The 18,886-nt window shown below is 39.2% G+C and carries 18 protein-coding genes and 1 pseudogene; 14 read left to right on the top strand and 5 right to left on the bottom strand.

Features of this window, described 5'->3' with window-relative positions; genetic code table 11:
* Positions 1–44: 44 nt before the first annotated feature.
* Positions 45–1,277: a serine hydroxymethyltransferase gene (locus FR7_RS16595; protein ID WP_007933489.1), complete on the top strand. Its 1,233-nt coding sequence runs from the start codon at positions 45–47 to the stop codon at positions 1,275–1,277.
* Positions 1,278–1,393: 116 nt separating this feature from the next.
* Here the strand turns inward: FR7_RS16595 and FR7_RS16590 are convergent, their stop codons facing one another.
* Positions 1,394–2,119: an MIP/aquaporin family protein gene (locus tag FR7_RS16590; protein ID WP_007933488.1), complete on the bottom strand. Its 726-nt coding sequence runs from the start codon at positions 2,117–2,119 to the stop codon at positions 1,394–1,396.
* Positions 2,120–2,551: 432 nt separating this feature from the next.
* On the opposite strand from FR7_RS16590, the gene FR7_RS16585 reads away from it, so the two are divergent.
* The 10 genes from FR7_RS16585 to FR7_RS16545 all read left to right on the top strand — a co-directional run bounded on the left by FR7_RS16585 (position 2,552) and on the right by FR7_RS16545 (position 12,926).
* Positions 2,552–3,595, top strand: coding sequence for an aliphatic sulfonate ABC transporter substrate-binding protein (locus FR7_RS16585; RefSeq protein WP_007933480.1), 1,044 nt, complete (start codon positions 2,552–2,554; stop codon positions 3,593–3,595).
* A gap of 10 nt (positions 3,596–3,605) precedes the next feature.
* The gene (locus FR7_RS16580) at positions 3,606–4,445 is read left to right on the top strand and encodes an ABC transporter ATP-binding protein (protein ID WP_007933479.1); all 840 of its coding nucleotides are present in this window, start codon (positions 3,606–3,608) and stop codon (positions 4,443–4,445) included.
* Positions 4,357–5,151, top strand: a complete 795-nt coding sequence (locus tag FR7_RS16575) for an ABC transporter permease (protein ID WP_237714838.1) — start codon at positions 4,357–4,359, stop codon at positions 5,149–5,151. The genes FR7_RS16580 and FR7_RS16575 overlap by 89 nt, the downstream gene beginning before the upstream one ends.
* A gap of 60 nt (positions 5,152–5,211) precedes the next feature.
* Positions 5,212–6,900, top strand: coding sequence for an adenylyl-sulfate reductase subunit alpha (locus FR7_RS16570; RefSeq protein WP_007933475.1), 1,689 nt, complete (start codon positions 5,212–5,214; stop codon positions 6,898–6,900).
* Positions 6,884–7,198 carry a 4Fe-4S dicluster domain-containing protein gene (locus tag FR7_RS16565; protein ID WP_007933473.1) on the top strand — a complete coding sequence of 105 codons (315 nt, stop codon included), beginning with the start codon at positions 6,884–6,886 and terminating at the stop codon, positions 7,196–7,198. The genes FR7_RS16570 and FR7_RS16565 overlap by 17 nt, the downstream gene beginning before the upstream one ends.
* Positions 7,199–7,208: 10 nt before the next feature.
* A complete protein-coding gene (gene cysD, locus FR7_RS16560) occupies positions 7,209–8,009 on the top strand; it encodes a sulfate adenylyltransferase subunit CysD (protein WP_007933471.1) in 801 nt (266 codons plus the stop codon).
* A 45-nt stretch (positions 8,010–8,054) separates the two neighbouring features.
* Entirely contained in the window at positions 8,055–9,782 is a 1,728-nt protein-coding gene (locus tag FR7_RS16555) for a sulfate adenylyltransferase subunit 1 (protein ID WP_007933469.1), read from the top strand.
* A gap of 227 nt (positions 9,783–10,009) precedes the next feature.
* Positions 10,010–10,795 carry an alpha/beta hydrolase gene (locus FR7_RS16550; RefSeq protein ID WP_007933467.1) on the top strand — a complete coding sequence of 262 codons (786 nt, stop codon included), beginning with the start codon at positions 10,010–10,012 and terminating at the stop codon, positions 10,793–10,795.
* 168 nt (positions 10,796–10,963) lie between these two features.
* Positions 10,964–11,110 (top strand): hypothetical protein, encoded by a 147-nt coding sequence (locus FR7_RS24255; RefSeq protein ID WP_157221797.1) that lies wholly within the window; start codon positions 10,964–10,966, stop codon positions 11,108–11,110.
* A gap of 58 nt (positions 11,111–11,168) precedes the next feature.
* On the top strand, positions 11,169–12,926 hold the full coding sequence (locus tag FR7_RS16545) for a BamA/OMP85 family outer membrane protein (protein ID WP_007933465.1): 1,758 nt from the start codon (positions 11,169–11,171) through the stop codon (positions 12,924–12,926).
* A 144-nt stretch (positions 12,927–13,070) separates the two neighbouring features.
* On the opposite strand, the gene FR7_RS16540 is transcribed toward FR7_RS16545, so the two are convergent.
* The 3 genes from FR7_RS16540 to FR7_RS16530 form a co-directional block, all read right to left on the bottom strand.
* Positions 13,071–13,520, bottom strand: a complete 450-nt coding sequence (locus FR7_RS16540; RefSeq protein ID WP_007933463.1) for an acyl-CoA thioesterase — start codon at positions 13,518–13,520, stop codon at positions 13,071–13,073.
* A 188-nt stretch (positions 13,521–13,708) separates the two neighbouring features.
* A complete protein-coding gene (locus tag FR7_RS16535; RefSeq protein ID WP_007933461.1) occupies positions 13,709–14,698 on the bottom strand; it encodes a sodium:calcium antiporter in 990 nt (329 codons plus the stop codon).
* Positions 14,699–15,075: 377 nt separating this feature from the next.
* Positions 15,076–15,615 (bottom strand): hypothetical protein, encoded by a 540-nt coding sequence (locus FR7_RS16530; RefSeq protein WP_007933456.1) that lies wholly within the window; start codon positions 15,613–15,615, stop codon positions 15,076–15,078.
* Between the two features lie 254 nt (positions 15,616–15,869).
* On the opposite strand from FR7_RS16530, the pseudogene FR7_RS23535 reads away from it, so the two are divergent.
* Positions 15,870–15,968, top strand: a pseudogene (locus tag FR7_RS23535) (FosX/FosE/FosI family fosfomycin resistance thiol transferase); the annotation flags it as partial.
* 48 nt (positions 15,969–16,016) lie between these two features.
* On the opposite strand, the gene FR7_RS16525 reads toward FR7_RS23535, so the two are convergent.
* On the bottom strand, positions 16,017–16,346 hold the full coding sequence (locus tag FR7_RS16525; protein ID WP_007933452.1) for a tRNA-binding protein: 330 nt from the start codon (positions 16,344–16,346) through the stop codon (positions 16,017–16,019).
* A 228-nt stretch (positions 16,347–16,574) separates the two neighbouring features.
* On the opposite strand from FR7_RS16525, the gene fabF reads away from it, so the two are divergent.
* Entirely contained in the window at positions 16,575–17,807 is a 1,233-nt protein-coding gene (fabF, locus tag FR7_RS16520) for a beta-ketoacyl-ACP synthase II (RefSeq protein WP_007933449.1), read from the top strand.
* Positions 17,808–17,829: 22 nt separating this feature from the next.
* Positions 17,830–18,729: a helix-turn-helix domain-containing protein gene (locus FR7_RS16515; RefSeq protein WP_007933447.1), complete on the top strand. Its 900-nt coding sequence runs from the start codon at positions 17,830–17,832 to the stop codon at positions 18,727–18,729.
* Positions 18,730–18,886 lie beyond the last annotated feature (157 nt).

Below are 18,886 nucleotides of genomic sequence, written 5' to 3'. Positions count from 1 at the left end.
CAGTTGAAGAAAAGCCAGTAAATATAGAAGGTGGAGGAAAAGCAATGATCAAATTGAAAGAATTTGACCCTGAACTTGCTGAAGCGATCGAGCTTGAGAAAAACAGGCAGCAGAATAAATTGGAGCTAATTGCTTCGGAAAATTTTGTAACCCCAATGGTTATGGAAGCGATGGGAACGGTATTGACCAATAAGTATGCGGAAGGATATCCTGGTCATCGCTACTACGGCGGGTGTGAATATGTAGACATTGTTGAAAGGCTGGCGATTGAGCGGGCAAAGAAAATATTTGGGGCGCAGCATGCCAATGTCCAGCCTCATTCCGGAGCGACAGCAAATACCGCAGTATATTTTGCTTTTTTAAAACCTGGCGATACCATTATGGGAATGAACTTATCCCATGGAGGACATTTGACTCACGGGAGTCCTGTCAGTATTTCCGGTAAGTACTTTAATGTGGTTTCCTACGGAGTTAATCCTGACAGCCATCTGATTGATTATGATGAAGTACGGGAGTTGGCTCTGACTCACCGGCCGAAGATGCTTGTGGCTGGAGCAAGTGCATATTCCAGAGTGATTGATTTTAAATGGTTTGGTGAAATCGCAAGAGAAGCTGGCGCAATGCTGTTTGTAGATATGGCACATATTGCAGGGTTGGTAGCAGCCGGAATTCATCCCAGCCCGATTCCTCATGCTGATATTGTGACTACCACGACTCACAAAACCTTGAGAGGGCCTCGGGGCGGTATTATTCTTTGCAAGGAGGAGTATGCAAAAGCGATAGACAAAGCAGTGTTCCCTGGGATTCAAGGTGGTCCGCTCATGCATGTCATTGCCGCAAAAGCAGTTGCATTAAAAGAGGCAATGCTTCCGGAATTTTGCGACTACCAAAAGCAAGTGGTCAGTAACGCAAAGGCATTGGCGCAAACTCTAAAGAATACAGGTTTTGATCTGGTATCTGGCGGAACGGACAATCATCTGATGCTTGTCGATGTTAGGAAGCAGAATCTTACGGGAAAGGCAGCCGAAAGATTACTGGATGAAGTCGGTATTACGGTGAATAAAAACACCATTCCTTTTGAGACAACAAGTCCCTTTATAACAAGTGGAATTCGGATTGGTACGGCGGCGGTAACCACACGGGGTATGGAAGAAACAGCGATGAAGAAAATTGGGGAAGCCATAGGGGCAGTACTTGAAAATCCTGAAAGCAAAGAAGTGCATGAGCGAGCTAAAGGGGAAGTACGTTTACTTTGCCAGGAATTTCCCCTTTATTAAGAGTAAAAATGTCATTCATCTTGAAACGTTAGTATAGGAAAAAGCATAACAAAAAAGGAGCAGCTTTAATCGATAGCTGCCCCTTTTTTACGAAAAACCAAAATTGTCATAGTATCTTAGATAATGCCAAGACCTTTGGATACAACAAATGCGGCTAATCCACCGATCATAGGTCCAACAATAGGAACCCAGGAATAGGACCAATCGGAATCTCCTTTGCCAGCAATGGGACATATTGCATGTGCAATACGAGGTCCTAAATCCCGGGCAGGATTTAGCGCATATCCTGTTGTTCCGCCGAGGCAGGCGCCTAAACCAAAAATCAAAACAGCGACCATATAAGGGCCGTAGCCGGGACTCATTGCGCCTACATTCTTGGAGAACATAGCAAATACGGAAAATATGAGCATAAAGGTAGCTATAATCTCACAAATCAGATTCTGGGAATAATTGCGAATGGCGGGTCCAGTACAAAAAACAGCTAACTTTACGCCCTTATCTTCTGTAATTTCCCAGTGGCCGCGGAAAAATAACCAGGTAATGCAACCACCAAGTACGCCACCAGCGATTTGAACAAGCATGAGGGTGATTGCCTCGCCAGCTGCATAACCGCCGTTTAACATCTTGGCAAAGGTTACTGCCGGATTGAGATCTCCCTGACCACCTAAAGCAACAGATGCAAATACTCCCATAAGTACAGCTACTGCCCAGCCTGCAATGATATTCAGCCAACCAGCGCCTTCTGCTTTTGAACCTTTTAATAGTGAATTTGCAACCACCCCATTACCAAAAATAATAAGAACTGTGGTACCTACAAATTCTCCTAAAAATGGAGTTGCCATAAAATTAAAATCCTCCTTCTTTTTGCAATATTTTTTGTTTTCACATATATCTGTATTTGCGAATTTTCTGTAACAACCTGCAGTAAAAATTGCTTCTTTCCATTACATTCTTGCCGTGGTAATTCCTAGAAAATTCAAGGTGATTTTCCGAAATCCTCAGAATTATGGTTTAAACAAAGAATATAGGATATTATTGCCGACATTCACCAAAAATAAACTTTTAAAGATGCTATAGAATCGTATGATTACAAAAATGGGATTCGGGAAAAATAGAATATTCTTATTGACACAAAGAAATCCGGATGATATACTGAGAAAAATTAAATGAACAGCCGATTGGAAAACCAAAGGCTAAGAATGCTCCTCTCTAGCAGAGGCATTCTTAGTCTTTTTTATTTTATAAGATAGCATAAGAATATAAGGAGGGTCACTATGAAGTTAGTAAAGTTTGGTGTAGTTATGGCGTTAGTTCTTGCAGTCGCAGGGGGCTTGAGTGGATGCTCTAGTACTACGAATACTGCAGAACACAAAGGTACAAAAGTTAGAGTTGCTCATTTCCCTAATATTACTCATTCTCAGGCTCTTGTTGGTAGAGCGGATGGTCAGTTTCAAAAAGCGTTAGGGGATGAAAATCCGATTGACTGGAAAACTTTCAATGCAGGTCCAGCGGAAATTGAGGCTTTATTTGCAGGAGAAGTTGATATCGGTTATATTGGACCAGGCCCTGCTATTAATGGTTATACAAAATCAAATGGTGATTTACAAATTATTGCTGGGGCAACTGATGCAGGAGCTATTTTAGTAACAAGAAAAGATTTAGTGCTAAAGAATGTAGGAGAACTTAGCGGCAAAAGGGTTGCAATTCCTCAGTTTGGCAATACCCAGGATTTATCTTTACGGCATATTTTACAGGAAAATGGTTTGAAAGATACTACAAAAGGCGGCACTGTGGAAGTAAGACAGGCTGACAATCCTGATATTAAAACGTTATTAGATAAAGGCGACATTGATGCGGCTCTTGTTCCAGAGCCATGGGGCGCTCGTCTTGTCAGTGAAGTGAAAGCCAATATCTTATTAGATCATAAACAAGTCTGGAGAGATGGAAACTATACTACAGCCGTTGTAGTAGCAAATTCAAAATTCATCAAAGAACATCCGGATCTAGTGGGAAAATTTCTGCGGACTCATGTGGAATTAACCGATTACATTAATAAAAATCCTGATAAGGCTAAGGATACAGTAAATAGCCAAATCAAAGAGTTAACTGGCAAACCGCTGGCGAAAGAAGTCTTAGATTCTTCCTTTACAAGATTGACCGTCACCAATGATCCAGAAAAAGAGTCTGTAATCGGTTTTGTAAAATTATCGGTAGATGCAGGCTTTATCAAGACTGCACCGGATTTAAAAGATTTGTTTAATCTTACACTTCTAAATAAAGTTTTAAAAGAAAAAGGGCTGCAAGAAATAGGGGACTGAGGTGCTGTGGATGAGTGTAGTAGTAGAAAATATCAGTAAGAGCTTTATTACTAAAAATGATACGATAAATACTCTTAGTAACATTAATATTGAGTTTCATAAAGGAGAGTTTGTTTGTATTCTAGGTCCCTCCGGGTGTGGGAAGTCTACTTTGCTCAATATTATCGCTGGATTAGAGAAGGAAACCTCAGGCAGAGTGATTTGCAATGGGAAAGAAGTCAAAGGAGCCGGTCCTGATCGAGTCGTTATGTTTCAGGAACCGGCCCTGTTTCCCTGGTTAAAAGTAATTGATAATGTTGAATTTGGCATGAAACTAGCTGGTATTCCTAAGGATGAACGAAGAGAAAAAGCCATGAAGTATTTAAAAATGGTGCATCTTACCCGCTTTCAAAACTGTTATATACACGAATTATCAGGCGGTATGAGGCAGAGGGTAGCCTTGGCCAGAGCACTGACCCTTGATTCAGATATTCTGCTGATGGATGAACCCTTTGCTGCACTGGATAGCCAGACGAAGAATATTCTGCAGTTAGAATTGCAGCAGATTTGGCTGGAAACGAAAAAAAACATTATCTTTGTTACTCATAATGTGGAAGAGGCAGTTCTCTTAGCCGATCGGGTTATTGTTATGTCAGCTAACCCAGGAACGATAAAAAAAGAGTTTCATATCCAGCTTGCTCGTCCAAGGCAGCCAGAAAATATTGATTTAGCTTATCTGGCAGCTGATATCATGAAAGAATTAAAAGAGGAGGTGGAGAAGGTTGCCAAAGCTGAATTCGACACTAATTGGACTAGTAAAAAAGATCTTATTTTACCTGATTCTGATAGCGATATGGGAACTGGCATATAAGATAGGAGTAGATTGGCTCAGGTTATGGAAGCCGTATATATTTCCTTCTCCCATCGCCGTACTTACCACCTTATGGAGCTTAATCATAGATGGAACGATGGGTATTGCCGTATTTGCAAGTGCGAAGCGAATTTTTCTGGGTTATATGTTATCCATTATCATAGGGATTTTTGTTGGTCTGGCGATTGTTCGGTTTAAATATTTAGATGAAAATGTAAGTCCATTGATCTTAGGACTACAAACCTTGCCGAGTATTTGCTGGCTGCCTTTTTCTATCCTTTGGTATGGGTTAAATGAAAGCGCTATCATCTTTGTTATCACCATTGGGTCAACCTTCGCGGTGTCCATTGCCATCGAATCAGGTATGAAGAATATAAATCCTTTGTTTGTGAGGGCTGCAAAAACCATGGGTGCCAAGGGTTTTAGTCTCTATTGGAATGTGATTATTCCAGCGAGCCTTCCTAGTATTATTTCAGGACTAAAGCAAGGCTGGTCTTTTGCCTGGAGAGCTCTTATGGCAGGAGAAATGCTCTCTGCTACGAAAGGCCTGGGGCAGGTTCTCATGGTCGGACGGGATTTAGCTGATATCAGTCAGGTTATGGCGATTATGATTGTGATTGTCATTCTGGGAGTTGCGGTAGATAAGCTGATCTTTGGTAGAATGGAAATCAATATTAGACAAAAATGGGGCTTAGATAAAGCGTAAGAATAAGAAAAGAGCTATGTGGAAGGTAAGTACTGTCAAGAGAAGGTAGGTAGCATATCGATGAATTTGAAAACTAAGAATCTTGAGACTGATATTCTAATCGTTGGGGGCGGAACAGCAGGCTGTTTTGCTGCAATCACCATAGCTGAGAATTCCGATGCGAAAGTAATGATTGCAGAAAAAGCAAATATAAAACGCAGCGGCTGCTTAGCAGCAGGGGTCAATGCACTAAATGCCTACATTGTAAAGGGGCAGACTCCTGAGAACTATCTTACGTATGCCAAAAATGATGCAGAAGGCGTGGTAAGGGAAGATCTTGTTTATACGATTGCCCAAAAATTGAATCAGGTGACAAAAAAGGTTGAGGATTTGGGCCTTGTTATTTTAAAGGATGAAGCTGGAGAGTATGTTTCCCGCGGCAATCGCAATATCAAAATAAATGGTGAAAATATAAAACCCATTCTGGCGGATGCGGTGAGTAAGCTTCCTAACGTTACTGTAATCAATCGTATGAATATCATTGACTATATCCTGCAGGATGGAAAAATTATAGGAGCATATGGATTTTCTCTTGATACCGCTGTTTTATATGTAATTTCGGCAAAAGCTGTTGTCTGTACTACGGGAGGGGCTGCAGGGCTTTATAAGCCCAATAATCCTGGATTTTCTAAACACAAAATGTGGTACTCTCCCTTTAATACAGGGGCTGGATATGCCATGGGCATTCGAGCTGGCGCTGAAATGACAACGTTTGAAATGCGGTTTATTGCACTTCGCTGTAAAGATACCATTGCTCCAACTGGAACCATTGCTCAAGGAATTGGAGCACAGCAGACGAATAGTAAGGGAGAAGAATACGAGAAGAACTACGGTATTCCAAAGACTTCAATTCGGATGTACTCTACCGTAATGGAAAACCAAAAAGGCAAAGGTCCTTGTTATTTGCAAACAGCAGGGATTAGTCAAGAACAAGAACAGGACCTATATAAAGCCTATTTAAATATGGCTCCAGCCCAGACCTTGTCATGGCTGGAAAATGGCAAGGGACCTGCTAATGAGAATGTTGAAATTGAAGGAACGGAACCTTATATTGTTGGCGGTCATACAGCAAGTGGGTATTGGATAGATACGAACAGGGCCACAACGATTCAGGGGCTTTATGCTGCGGGCGACGTGGCTGGAGGCAGTCCTCAAAAATATGTAACAGGATGTTTTGCCGAAGGTGAAATTGCAGCCGTTGCTGCTGTAGCTTATATACAAGGTAAAGCAATCACTTCACCCGAATTACAGGATGTTGAAAGAAAAGCAAGAGCTGTTAATGCTTTTTTTACAAACGAACAAGGTCTTTATACTGTGGAACAAATCGAAGAGGCTATGCAAAAAGTTATGGATCAATATGCAGGCGGCATTTCTTCCGGCTATGTTTTTAACCTTAGTAAACTGCAAGTTGCAAAAAGACAGATTAAAGACTTATTGCAGCTTAGTTATAAGCTTAAAGCCCATGATTTACACGAACTGATGCTGATTTACGAAGTAATTGACCGATTGTATGTTTGTGATACATTAATTCAGCATTTAGGCGCAAGAAAAGAGACGCGATGGCATACGTTTCAAGAAAATGCTGATTATCCTGAGCGAGATGATGCCAATTGGCTGAAATATGTAAATTCACGTTTTTCTGAAGGCGAAGTTAAAATCATACTGCGAGATTTAGTAAAGAAGGATGACATCTATGAGCATAAAGATTGATCGTCATAAATGCACCGGCTGTGGAAAATGTCGGGAGGTTTGTCCTGGTAGTTTGTTAGCAGAAGATCCTGCAGGAAAAACCCAGATCAAATATCCTAAAGAATGTTGGGGCTGTACTTCCTGTGTCAAGGAATGCAACTTTAATGCAATCCAGTATTATCTGGGAGCGGATATGGGCGGCAAGGGGAGTTATCTGTACACAAAGCAAGAAGGTCAACTCTTACATTGGATCATCGTTGCACCAGATGGCAGAAAGCAGATACTCACCATTGATAAGAGACAGGCTAATGCCTATTAGGAGGAAAAGTATGGATCATTTAGATAGACTCGAGGCTCAGAGTATTTTTATATTGCGGGAAGCCTATAAAAAATTTGGTAAGCTGGGAATGTTATGGTCAATCGGCAAGGACTCAACGGTGATGTTGTGGCTGGCTAAGAAGGCGTTCTTTGGTCATTGTCCGTTTCCTTTTATTCATGTGGATACGACTCATAAGATACCTGAAATGATCGCTTTTCGTGACCGCATGGCGAAAGAATACAATATCGAATTGATTGTTCATACCAATCAAGAGGCTTTAGATGCAGGCATGGGGCCCGACAAAGGTCGATTGGTCTGTTGTAAGGCACTGAAAACAGATGGTCTGCAGCAAGTCGTTACCAAGTATGAATTTGAAGGTCTAATTTTAGGGATTCGCCGGGATGAAGAAGGATCACGTTCCAAAGAGCGAGTCTTCAGTGAACGAAACAAAGATTCAGAATGGGACTATACAAATCAGGCACCCGAATTATGGGATCAATTTAAGACCGACTTTCCTAAAGGGAATCATATTAGAGTACATCCTATTCTTCACTGGAATGAAATGGACATTTGGGCTTACATTGAAAGGGAAAAAATCGAATTAGTAGATTTATATTTCGCTAAAAATGGCAAACGATACAGAAGTCTGGGATGTGCTCCATGTACAGGGCAGATTGATTCCAATGCGGTTACCGTTGCTCAAATTATTGAAGAATTGAAAAATACGAAAGTGGGCGAAAGAGCAGGCAGGGCTCAAGATCAGGAAGATTCATATGCCATGCAAAAACTCCGTAAAGATGGATACATGTAAGATCGGCCTGTGGAGTAATGAGAGAATCGTGTAGGAGGAAAGTCAATGGATATTGCTAGAGAAGTATTAAATATTGTTGTTGTCGGACATGTAGACCATGGGAAATCTACAGTAATCGGTCGTTTGCTATATGATACAAAATCCCTTCCAGAAGGTGCTATCGATCGGGTCAAGAGAATTGCAAAGGAAAAGGGAAAACCTTTTGAATACGCATATTTATTGGACGCTTTTGAAGAGGAACAAAAACAAGGTATTACAATTGATACGACACAGCTTCAATTCCGTACGGATAAACGAGACTATGTGATCATTGATGCGCCTGGTCATAAGGAATTTTTGAAGAATATGATATCCGGAGCTGCCAGTGCCGAAGCTGCACTCTTAATTATTGATGCGAATGAAGGCATTCAGGAACAATCCAAACGGCATGGTTATATCTTATCACTCTTAGGAATTCAAAAAGCCTATGTATTAGTGAATAAGATGGATCTAATACAGTATTCCGAAGAAAAGTTTAATGCGATTAAGCAGGAAATGAATGAGTTTTTAACGAGTCTCCATGTCTATCCATTAAAATATATACCCGTTTCTGCTTTTCATGGAGAAAATATAACGGCTTCATCGGATAAAATGCCATGGTATAAGGGAGAGCCCGTTTTAAAAGCCATTGATTTATTTGAAAAGGATAAGGGGCTGGAAGGTAAACCTTTGCGTTTCCCCATACAAGATGTATATAAGTTTGATAGCCGGAGAATTATTGCAGGAAGAATTGAAGCCGGTACCTTACGAACAGGAGATGAAATTTTAATCTCTCCCAGTAATAAGGTAACAAAAGTGAAAAGTATAGAGTATTGGGTGGAAAAAGATAAAGTAGATCAGATCTCTGCGGGAATGTCTGTGGGGATTACTGTTGAGGATGAGTTTTTTAACCAACGGGGTGAATTTATCTCTCATACCTATGATGCACCAATTACTTCTGATACCTTTAAAGTTTCTCTCTTTTGGATGGGGAAAAATGATTTAGTAAAAAATAAGGAATACAAGCTCAAATTAGCCACACAAGAAGTAGAGTGTGAAATTTATGCGATTAATAAAGTAATTGATGCGACTACATTAGAAAACCTGGAAAATGCCAATCAGGCAAAAACCAATGATGTAGCGGAAGTAACAATTAAGACCAAAAGAGAAATCTGTTTTGATGAATTTAGAAACAATCAAAATACAGGCAGATTTGTCATCGTGGATGGTTATGATGTCTGTGGCGGCGGGATCGTTACTGGCTTAGCACAAGAAAGACAATCTGCCAGCAAATTCGTAAAACAAGATGATGAAATCGTAGCTAAGTGCTTTGATGAATATTACTATGTATTTACGGAAGGCGGGATTAAGAAAATTGAAGGTGTGCCTCATTCTTTTAACATAGGGGATGTTATACCTTCCACGGGTGTAACCTATGAATATCCAGCAGATTTCAATGTAGTAGATATAAGAACAAGTCTTACGGCAATCATTAGAAAATCTAAATTGCAGGATATCATCTCACTCAAGCATTTAACCTATGATCAGAGTCCTTTCATTGATTCACAAGGTGCTTTTATTAAGATTCATTCTCAAGAGGATTTTAACAACTTTGCAGCAGATCTTGAAAAATTGCAACAATCGGAAGTCAGCAGGACGGCAGCTTTTGCCAATCAATGGTTTGATTTTATGAAATTTAGGCAAATCCGCTATTTGACTGCAACCAAGTCTTTAGAAATTGAATACCAAATATAGATACAACGAATTGCTGATTGGAACACCAAAGGCTAAGACATATCGTCAAGATATGCTCTTAGTCCTTTTCTCTTATGGACAAAACAAGATATACTACGTATTATACAAAATTAGTTTATTATAAAAAAAGACCCGCTACTACCTCATCTGCGTTAGAACTATAGATAATTTAGTCGAGGTACTAGGTAATTTAGAGGGGATGATTTTGTAAGGAGAAGAGATAATTTATGGAAAAACAAGTTAGTATTCATACAGATTCTCAGCAATTAAGCGGTGTGCTGCATATACCCGATTGCAATAAAGATGAAAAGAGACCTGTCATCGTCATCTGTCATGGTTTTATCAGCAGTAAAGTTGGGCAGCATAGACTTTTTGTAACATTGGCTCGTAACCTCTGCCTGGCTGGGTATGCAGTCTTACGATTTGATTTCAGTGGATGTGGGGAAAGCTCAGGGGAATACCAGGATATTACAACGACTCAGCAAATAAAAGAAGCCGTTAAAGTCATTGACTCATTAGAGGAGTACCCTGAGATTGATCTTACCAATATTACATTACTAGGGCATAGTCTGGGAGGAGCGATTGCTACGAGTGTGGCAGCGTCAGATGGAAGAATTCAGCAATTGATTTTGCTATCACCTGTGGCAAATCCCTTTGACGATATTGTAAAAATTATAGGACAAGAGCGGTATCAAAAATGCTTAGAAGAAAGCAGTGTTAATTTTGAAGGCTTTGAACTAGGGAGAACGTTATTTTTGTCGTTAGCCGAACTGCGGCCTTTAGCTGAAATTCATAAGTTTCATAAGAATGTATTATTGATTCATGGAAGTGAAGATCTGGAGACACCCTTGGACAATGCATATCAATATCAAAAAAGATTAGAGCAACGGACAGAAGGACATAGTGATTTAAAGATTATAAAAGATGCGGATCATTGTTACTGCTCAGCGACATGGAAAAAAGAACTGAGTGAGCTTATTTTACATTGGCTTAAAGACCATGCTGCTTTGTGACAAGAAATAGAGTAAATTGCTTAATAGAATAAATGCAGATAAAAAGGGTGTACATTTGGGTACATCCTTTTTTCCGTAACAATCGAAAATAAAAAAGAATATTCAAATAGAATGAATATATAATTGTCGATAGATTGTAACAAAACAGTAACAAATTTCTTTTATAATATGAAAAATAAGGAAGTTACTTTTCTTGGTAAGCTTGATTTGTGGAAAAGATATAGGAGGGAAGAAATCGGATTATATTTAATAATGATGATTTTTGGTGGGGATGGGGTCCTCTTTATGGTTCTTGGCGGCATGGACCGGGGCTAAGGGATAGGCTGTGGTAAAGTGATGAATGGTTTGGCTAAACGTAATTGAGGAGAAATAAATGAAAAAAAGATGGTATAGTCGGTATGTAGTAATAGCAGCGATATCCATTATAACAGGTCTGCCTGGTGCTTTGGTTTATGCTGCGGATTTTACGGGCAAGCAAATTGTTGATGTAAGTATTAGTGATAATAAAACATTACACGATCTTTCTGTGGTGAAACTAAAACCAGGAGACACATTCAATGTCGAGGTTATTCAGCAGGATATAAAAACCATTTATGATCTTGGCAGTTTTTATGATGTACAGGCTAATTTTATTGAAGTGCCAGAAGGTATTAAAGTGGTATATGTTGTTACTGAGAAAATGATGATAAAAAGTATTGATTTTGTAGGAAATAAAGCAGTTTCAAATGAAACCCTGCAGAATCTATCCAAGGGAATGATTGGCAATCTTAGCGATAACCAAATCATCGATGAAAAAGTACAAGCCATTGAGCAGTATTATCACGATCAAGGATATATATTAGCCAAGGTGAGTAATATCACGATGGATCAAGAGGGAATACTTAAGGTTTTCATCAATGAAGGTATGGTTGAAGGTATTATTATAAAAGGCAATGAGAAAACAAAAAAGCATGTTATTACTCGTGAAATAAAGGTAAAAGAACAAGAGGTTTTTAATTCCAAGGATGCAAAGCGGAGTTTACAAAGACTGAATAATCTTGGATTCTTTGAAGATGTAAATATGAAATTAAATCCTGGCAGAGAGCCGAATGCAGTTGTAGTTCAGGTAGACGTTAAGGAACAAAAAACCGGAACCTTTACGATTGGCGGAGGATACAGTGAAAGTGATGGAGTGACAGCGGCTATCGGGGTAGGAGATACTAATTTTAACGGATCTGGCAATAAGGTCAATGTGAACTTCCAGCATGGTTACTCCAGTATCGCCGGTACAGGCTGGAATCTCAATTTTACGAATCCTTATATCGATAAAAAAGAAACATCATTAAGTGTGGACCTATTTAATTCAGTTAATGAAGTGAGTGACTATGGTCTGGATGGCGACAATACAAAGCTTCGCTCTACCTATTATCGCAGATCCCGAGGCTTTAACATTACATTAGGACGGCCTGAGGGTGAGTATGTAAAGAATTATATTACTCTTACCAAACGAAAAGATCTTTATATCGAGCATGAGTCTGGAGATGTAGACTATTCAGCTTCTGTGGGGGATACAGACTACAACGCTGATTATAATGCAGACTATCTTAAGAAGAATTTTGGTGAAGTACATAGCGTGACCTTTGCAAGAGTATACGATACTCGTGACAATATTTTTAGTCCCACAGAAGGACATCGTATTTCCCTAACAAGTGAATTTGCGGGAAAAGCTCTTGGCGGTGAATTTGATTTCAATAAATATATCCTTGACGGACGCAAATACTTTAAAGTTGGTAGTCAGCAAGTTGTTGCATTACAAGTAACAGCCGGTACCAGTTCGGGAGACCTGCCTGATGCCAGCAAATTTTCTGTAGGTGGTATCGATACGCTGCGTGGTTATGAAGATAATGAATTCAAAGGCGATAAAATGTTTACCGCTACAGCCGAATATCGCTATCCAATAGCAAACAAGGTACAAGGTGTTGTTTTTGCAGATGCTGGTAACGCCTGGAGTGGTAGTTACAACTTAAATGACTTGAAGTATAGTATCGGAGCAGGAATACGAGTAAACACACCTGTAGGACCAATACGTGTTGATTATGGATATGGGAAAGAAGGCGGAAAGTGCCATTTTAGCTTTGGTACTCAATTCTAAGTTGTTATGGAATATATAAGTGGTTCGACATAGTGGTTAGATATTAAAGAGGATAGCCGATTTTAATTAAAATCGGCTATCCTCTTAGTTATATTCTAGGTTTATAAAACGTTAGTTTAATTGGATGACTATGTAATATTCCAGCTACAGTCTTTCTGGTATAGGGCATGTTTTTGCCTTGGCGCGATTTACTTTATAACGCTGTGCACCTTCTTCGAATCTGGCTCGTTCCGCATCAGTGGTAAGTTCAAGAAGAGGAACCGCACAGGTATGGCCTCCGGCATTTAAAGCTACCATGGTAAAAAGCGCTGTTAAGGCACATTTGCGCGGAGAATCTTTAAAGAGATCTTCTACCTCAACGATTACGGAAACTTCCATAGAAGATTTACCAACAAAGGTTAAATATGCATGACAATTTACTAAATTGCCTACATATATGGGTTGATGGAAGGTTAGTTCGTCGACTCGTGCCGTTACGACATTAGAACGGGCATGCCTGTGGGCAACTACGTAAGCTGCATTGTCCATCAATTTCATTATTTCTCCACCATGAACATTTCCAGCAACATTTGCTTGATGTGGAAGCATAACCATGGATATATCCACCGCGGAATCATGAATTGTTTTAGTTTGCAATTGCCATTACCCCTTTTTGTTTTTATAGGATAGGAAGAAGTTGTGTGTCAAAAGATTTTTTGAAATTCTACTTAGAGTATAAAGCCATTTACTTGGAATTGCTATGTAATTTTTGATAAGAGTCGGTGAATTATGAATAGCATACCTTATTTTATAAAGAAAATACAGGAAAATAGGATATAAAAACCGCCTGCGTATACTAAACGCTGGGGTGATAGTTTGTCCTGTTTTAAAGTTAGTAATAAGTAAAAAATAGAGAGCAGCGTCATACAGCCCGCCCAGATAAGATGAAAATCAAATAACCAAGGAGTAAAAAATAATCCTAAGGCAGTTGGAATGGTCGCCTGTATCATCATTGCGCCACTAATATTACCTAAGGCAAGAGTTTCTTTTCCTTGCTTTACCCATATTACCGCATTTAATATTTCAGGCAATTCCGTAGCAATCGGACTGATCAATAGAGAAACAATTAATGGGGACATATTCCAAGAGACACTAAGAGCTTCTAAATTTTTAACAAAAAGATGAGAACTGATAAAAATAAGCATTAATGAAATAAAGGTCTGGGATAATACCCAAAATACAGTTGGATCTTTCTTTTTGGGCTGAAAGGTCAATGGCTCCATGACCTCTTCTGAAAGAACACACTCTGCTCCCATCTCTTTGTAAAAATAAAATGCATAGGCTGCTAAAAATAAGATGCCTGCCAAGGGCTTGAGACTAAAGATGAAAAGACCCATTAATACTTTAAAGATAAAGATGGATACAAACCATAGCTGGTCTCGACTCAATTTTTTGCTGTCAATATCAATCTCGACTCCTAAATCCCGCTTCTTGCGGAAAAAGATAATACAGAGTCCCACCACCGCATAAGAAATGGTACCAAGTACAAGAGGACCACCCAAAGCGGCTCCAATACCAATATCTTTTTGCTCAGCACTGGAATTAAAGGCGACTGCCATCAGGGTTACAACACTTTCCGGCAAAGCAGTCCCAAAGGCTGCCAAAATAGTTCCTACGGCGCATTGTGCAACGTTAAATTTCCTGCCAACCCATTCAATGGCATTGACAAACAATTCACAGCTGTAATAGATCACGATAATAGCTACTAATAATGTTACATAAAGACTCAGCATATAACTACCTCCAATTTTGATATGTAAGGGCAAATAAAAAAAGACTTCTGGTGCTCTTAAAAAGCACCAAAAGTCTCATTACGCAAATAGCGGGTACTACCAGGTTGTTACACCATTATGTTGACAGCACCTATATTAATTACTCCCCTTTGATAAACCTAAGTATAATGCTTTTTCTTATTATCGTCAAGATTGAGCGGGGCTATGCAAATTAGAAGAAGTGTTATCCGATAAAAACATAGCCAGAAAGCAGGAATTATCATGAAATTCCAGAAACTATGGTGTAAAAGAAAATAAGGAGGACTAGGGATGACAAAAGTCTATATAAAAAGATTAGACTGGCAACAGGAGTGTTGTCAGTCTGATCGTATACTGTCTTAAAATTTGTGGTTAATACCAAAGCCTACACCATCTCGCGTTGACGAATGGTCGTGTTTATCGGATTTATATCCAAGATTAAGAGAGGTTTTACCATCCATCGCATAGTTTAATCCTGTTTGCCATCCAGTCTCTGCACTGCTTGTGATTACAGATGCATAGCCATCTAATCTAGGAGCTAAATTTGCACTCACGCCGACACCATAGAAGAATTTATCCGATTCTCCACTATAATTTCTATCACCGGCAATCAGGCGTACGTTATTGTCTAATTTATAGTGAACATATACATCGGTAGTGTGGGAGCCGCCATAGTATGATGAATAACCATTTCTTTCGATCCCTGCAGTAAATTTATCTGAAAGAGCATGTTCTATATATACGCTGTCATCGTCTATACCGTGTCCATTTTGATCCAAATTATAATGATTATACCCAATTGTGGTTTCTCCTGGAGCAAGATCCGTAAGCGGTGCAGCATATCCAATGCTGGTAGCCAACATAGTACCTGCCATAAGAGTGAATATTTTCTTTTTCATGAGTAATCCCCCTAAAAATTCGTAAGTAGTGTCTCTTTTATAAAAAAGACTAACATTGATTTGATATATGTAAACGATCGGCTTTGCATCGGATTATTGGGTAAAGGATGTAATATGATTTCTCAGTGAACCGATGCTGTGCCGATCAGTTGATGGATTTAGAATAACATGGAAGTATGACAAAAGTATGACAAAGAGAAAAAAATGACTATATAGTCATTTTATCTCTGACAAAGGAGATCTTCGTAATGGAAGGAGAAGGACGATCTTTATATTTTTATGATTATGATAATCACCTGTTTGAATTGCATACAGGAACTCTGACTGAGCGATTAAAGCGTTATAAAAAATAAAAAAAGACTTATCTTGTTAGTAAGTCTTTTTGAATAATAGAATATATACTATCCTAACTTATCACCCTTCTTGACCAATTGCTCTGGTTGGATTAAAATGACTCCTTGCTGTGCGTATACTCCTAAGACCAGAACTTCTGATGTGAAATCAGCAATCTTTCTTGGCGGAAAATTGACCACTCCTAGGACTTGTTTGCCCATCAGTTCCTCTTTGGTATAACATTGTGTAATTTGAGCACTGGACTTTTTGGTGCCGATTTCATCACCAAAATCAACCCATAACTGATAAGCTGGCTTTCTGGCTTTTTCAAAGATCTCTACCTGAATAATTTCCCCGACTCGAATGTCTAGTTCCATAAAATCATTAATTGTAGCCATATTTTGTATTCTCCTATTTTCAATTTTGATTTTAGATGTATCTATTACCTTGTCTTCTCGAATTTATACTTAGAATCCTGCTTGATCATGACTATGGATAGTAGCAAGAATTGTTCATTATTTAAAAATACATATGTTACAGTTAGTAAGGTATAATACAAAAATATCTGATCAAATGTTGTCTTGTGACACGAAAAAACGTATAAAGTGAGCATAGGAGGATATACAATGAATAGACGTGTAGTAATTACAGGGATGGGAGCCGTATCTTCGTTAGGATGTGGCGCGGATGCTCTCTGGCAGTCCATTAAACAAGGGAAATCCGGCATTAGCAGAATTGAGAGAATTGACGTCTCTGATTTACCTACGCAAGTTGGGGCTGAGATAAGGGACTTTGACCCCAATCCGTTTCTAGACAGGAAAGAAGTAAAACGGATGGACCGATTCACACAATATGCCATAGCTGCCACGCAAATGGCAGTTGAAGAAGCAAAGATTGACTTTGCTAAAGAAAACAAAAAACGGATTGGTGTTATGATTGGAACGGGGATTGGTGGTATCGAAACCATTGAAAGTCAGCATAGTTTGCTTTTAGAAAAAGGGACCGGCAGAATCAGCCCTTTTTTGGTACCGATGATGCTGCCCAATATGGCTGCGGGGTTGGTTGCGATTCGATACGGTCTTAAGGGATTTGCAGAATGTACTGTTTCAGCCTGTGCCTCTTCTACCAATGCAATTGGTGACGCTTATAAAATCATTCAAAGAAATGCTGCTGATGTGATGATTGCAGGTGGTACGGAAGCATCCATTACAAGATTAGCAATGGCTGGTTTTTGCGCCATGAAAGCAATGACTACGAATCAGGATGCCGCCTCTGCTTCTAGACCTTTTGATTTAGAACGTGACGGATTTGTACTGGGAGAAGGTGCAGGCATCCTGGTTGTCGAAGAACTAAATCATGCTTTAGAGCGAGGCGCAACCATTATTGCAGAAATCGTAGGCTATGGCTGCACTAATGATGCATATCATATTACTGCACCTGCTGAAGGTGGAGAAGGGGCGGCGGAATGCATGAAGCTGGCAATTGAGGATGCAAATGTGCAGCCTCAGGATATTGGTTATATCAATGCCCATGGCACATCCACGCCGTTAGGGGATAAAAATGAAACAAGTGCTATAAAAACTGTTTTTGGAAAGCATGCATATGAGCTTGCAGTAAGTTCAACAAAATCCATGACGGGTCACTTATTAGGAGCGGCGGGAGCTATTGAAGCCATTATTACGGCATCTGCCCTAAAAGAGGGATTTTTACCGCCAACGATTAATTACAAAACGCCCGATCAGGGATGTGATCTTGACTATGTTCCAAACGAAGGAAGAAAAGCAGTTTTATCCTATGCTTTGACAAATTCTTTTGGCTTTGGCGGGCACAATGCAACACTGGTATTAAAGGCTTTTTAACGTTTGGGGGCTGTTCAAACAGATGATTGATATGAAAGAGACAGTAGCTGCATGTGTAAATTATATTGAAAATAATCTGAATGAGAAGATCACCTTAGATGATATTGTCCAGCATGCAGGGATCTCAAAATATCATTTGCATAGAATGTTTAAATCCTTAACGGGTGAATCCTTAATGGAATATGTTCAATCGCGAAAACTTTCAGCAAGTGTTAACGAACTTCTTCATACCAATATGAGAATGATTGATATTGCTTTAGAGTATGGTTTTGATTATGAACAGTCTTATATCAGAGCTTTTCGTAAAAAGTTTGGGCATACCCCCTTAAAAGTACGTGTGGATAATCTGTCACTCATCATTAAGGAAAAATTAAATATACATGATATTTTGTCCGTTAATAATTCGATTATCTACAAACCCTTTTTCATTTATAAACCAAAGATTTATTTGGTTGGCAATCAACATAAGATCGTAAGTAAATCTGGAGATAAGACTGCCAATAGCTATGGGAATGATTTTTATTATAACTATAAGCATAAAATTGTAAATCCGGTTAATCCGCAAGTATATTTTGGCTATACAGATTGGAGCAGGAATGATGAGGGATATATTTATTATATTCCCTCTCTTCAAGTACATGATTTATCCCATATACCGGAAGGCATGAAGGGAATTACAATACCGGCCCATAAATATGTAGCCTTTCGTTTTGTTGGATTTTTTCATCCCAATGATATTAATGGCAGGCAAGTCGGTCGATTGCTAGTCCATATGTATTCCAAATGGATTTTTAAGTCCGGCTTTAAATTCGCCGATACCTTTCGCTTTGAATACATCGATACCGCAATATCAAAAGATAATTATTGTGAACTCGATATATATCAGCCCATTATGGAAAATGTCAGAAATGGGTTATCATAATCAAATTGAATGTGAATCAAGGGCATTCAATTTTTTGTAGTGATCAAAGTTAAATCACCAGCTATTTGTCATTGCTTCGCTGTGCTCGCAATGACAAAAGGATGCGTCAATATTTTATGACATGAAAAATCAGTGGAAGGAAAATACAATTTATAGC

It is taken from the genome of Pelosinus fermentans DSM 17108, assembly GCF_000271485.2.
GTDB classification, from domain to species: domain Bacteria; phylum Bacillota; class Negativicutes; order DSM-13327; family DSM-13327; genus Pelosinus; species Pelosinus fermentans.
The sequence above is the reverse complement of the archived record's forward strand: the minus strand, read 5'-3'. Positions and strand labels throughout refer to the sequence as shown.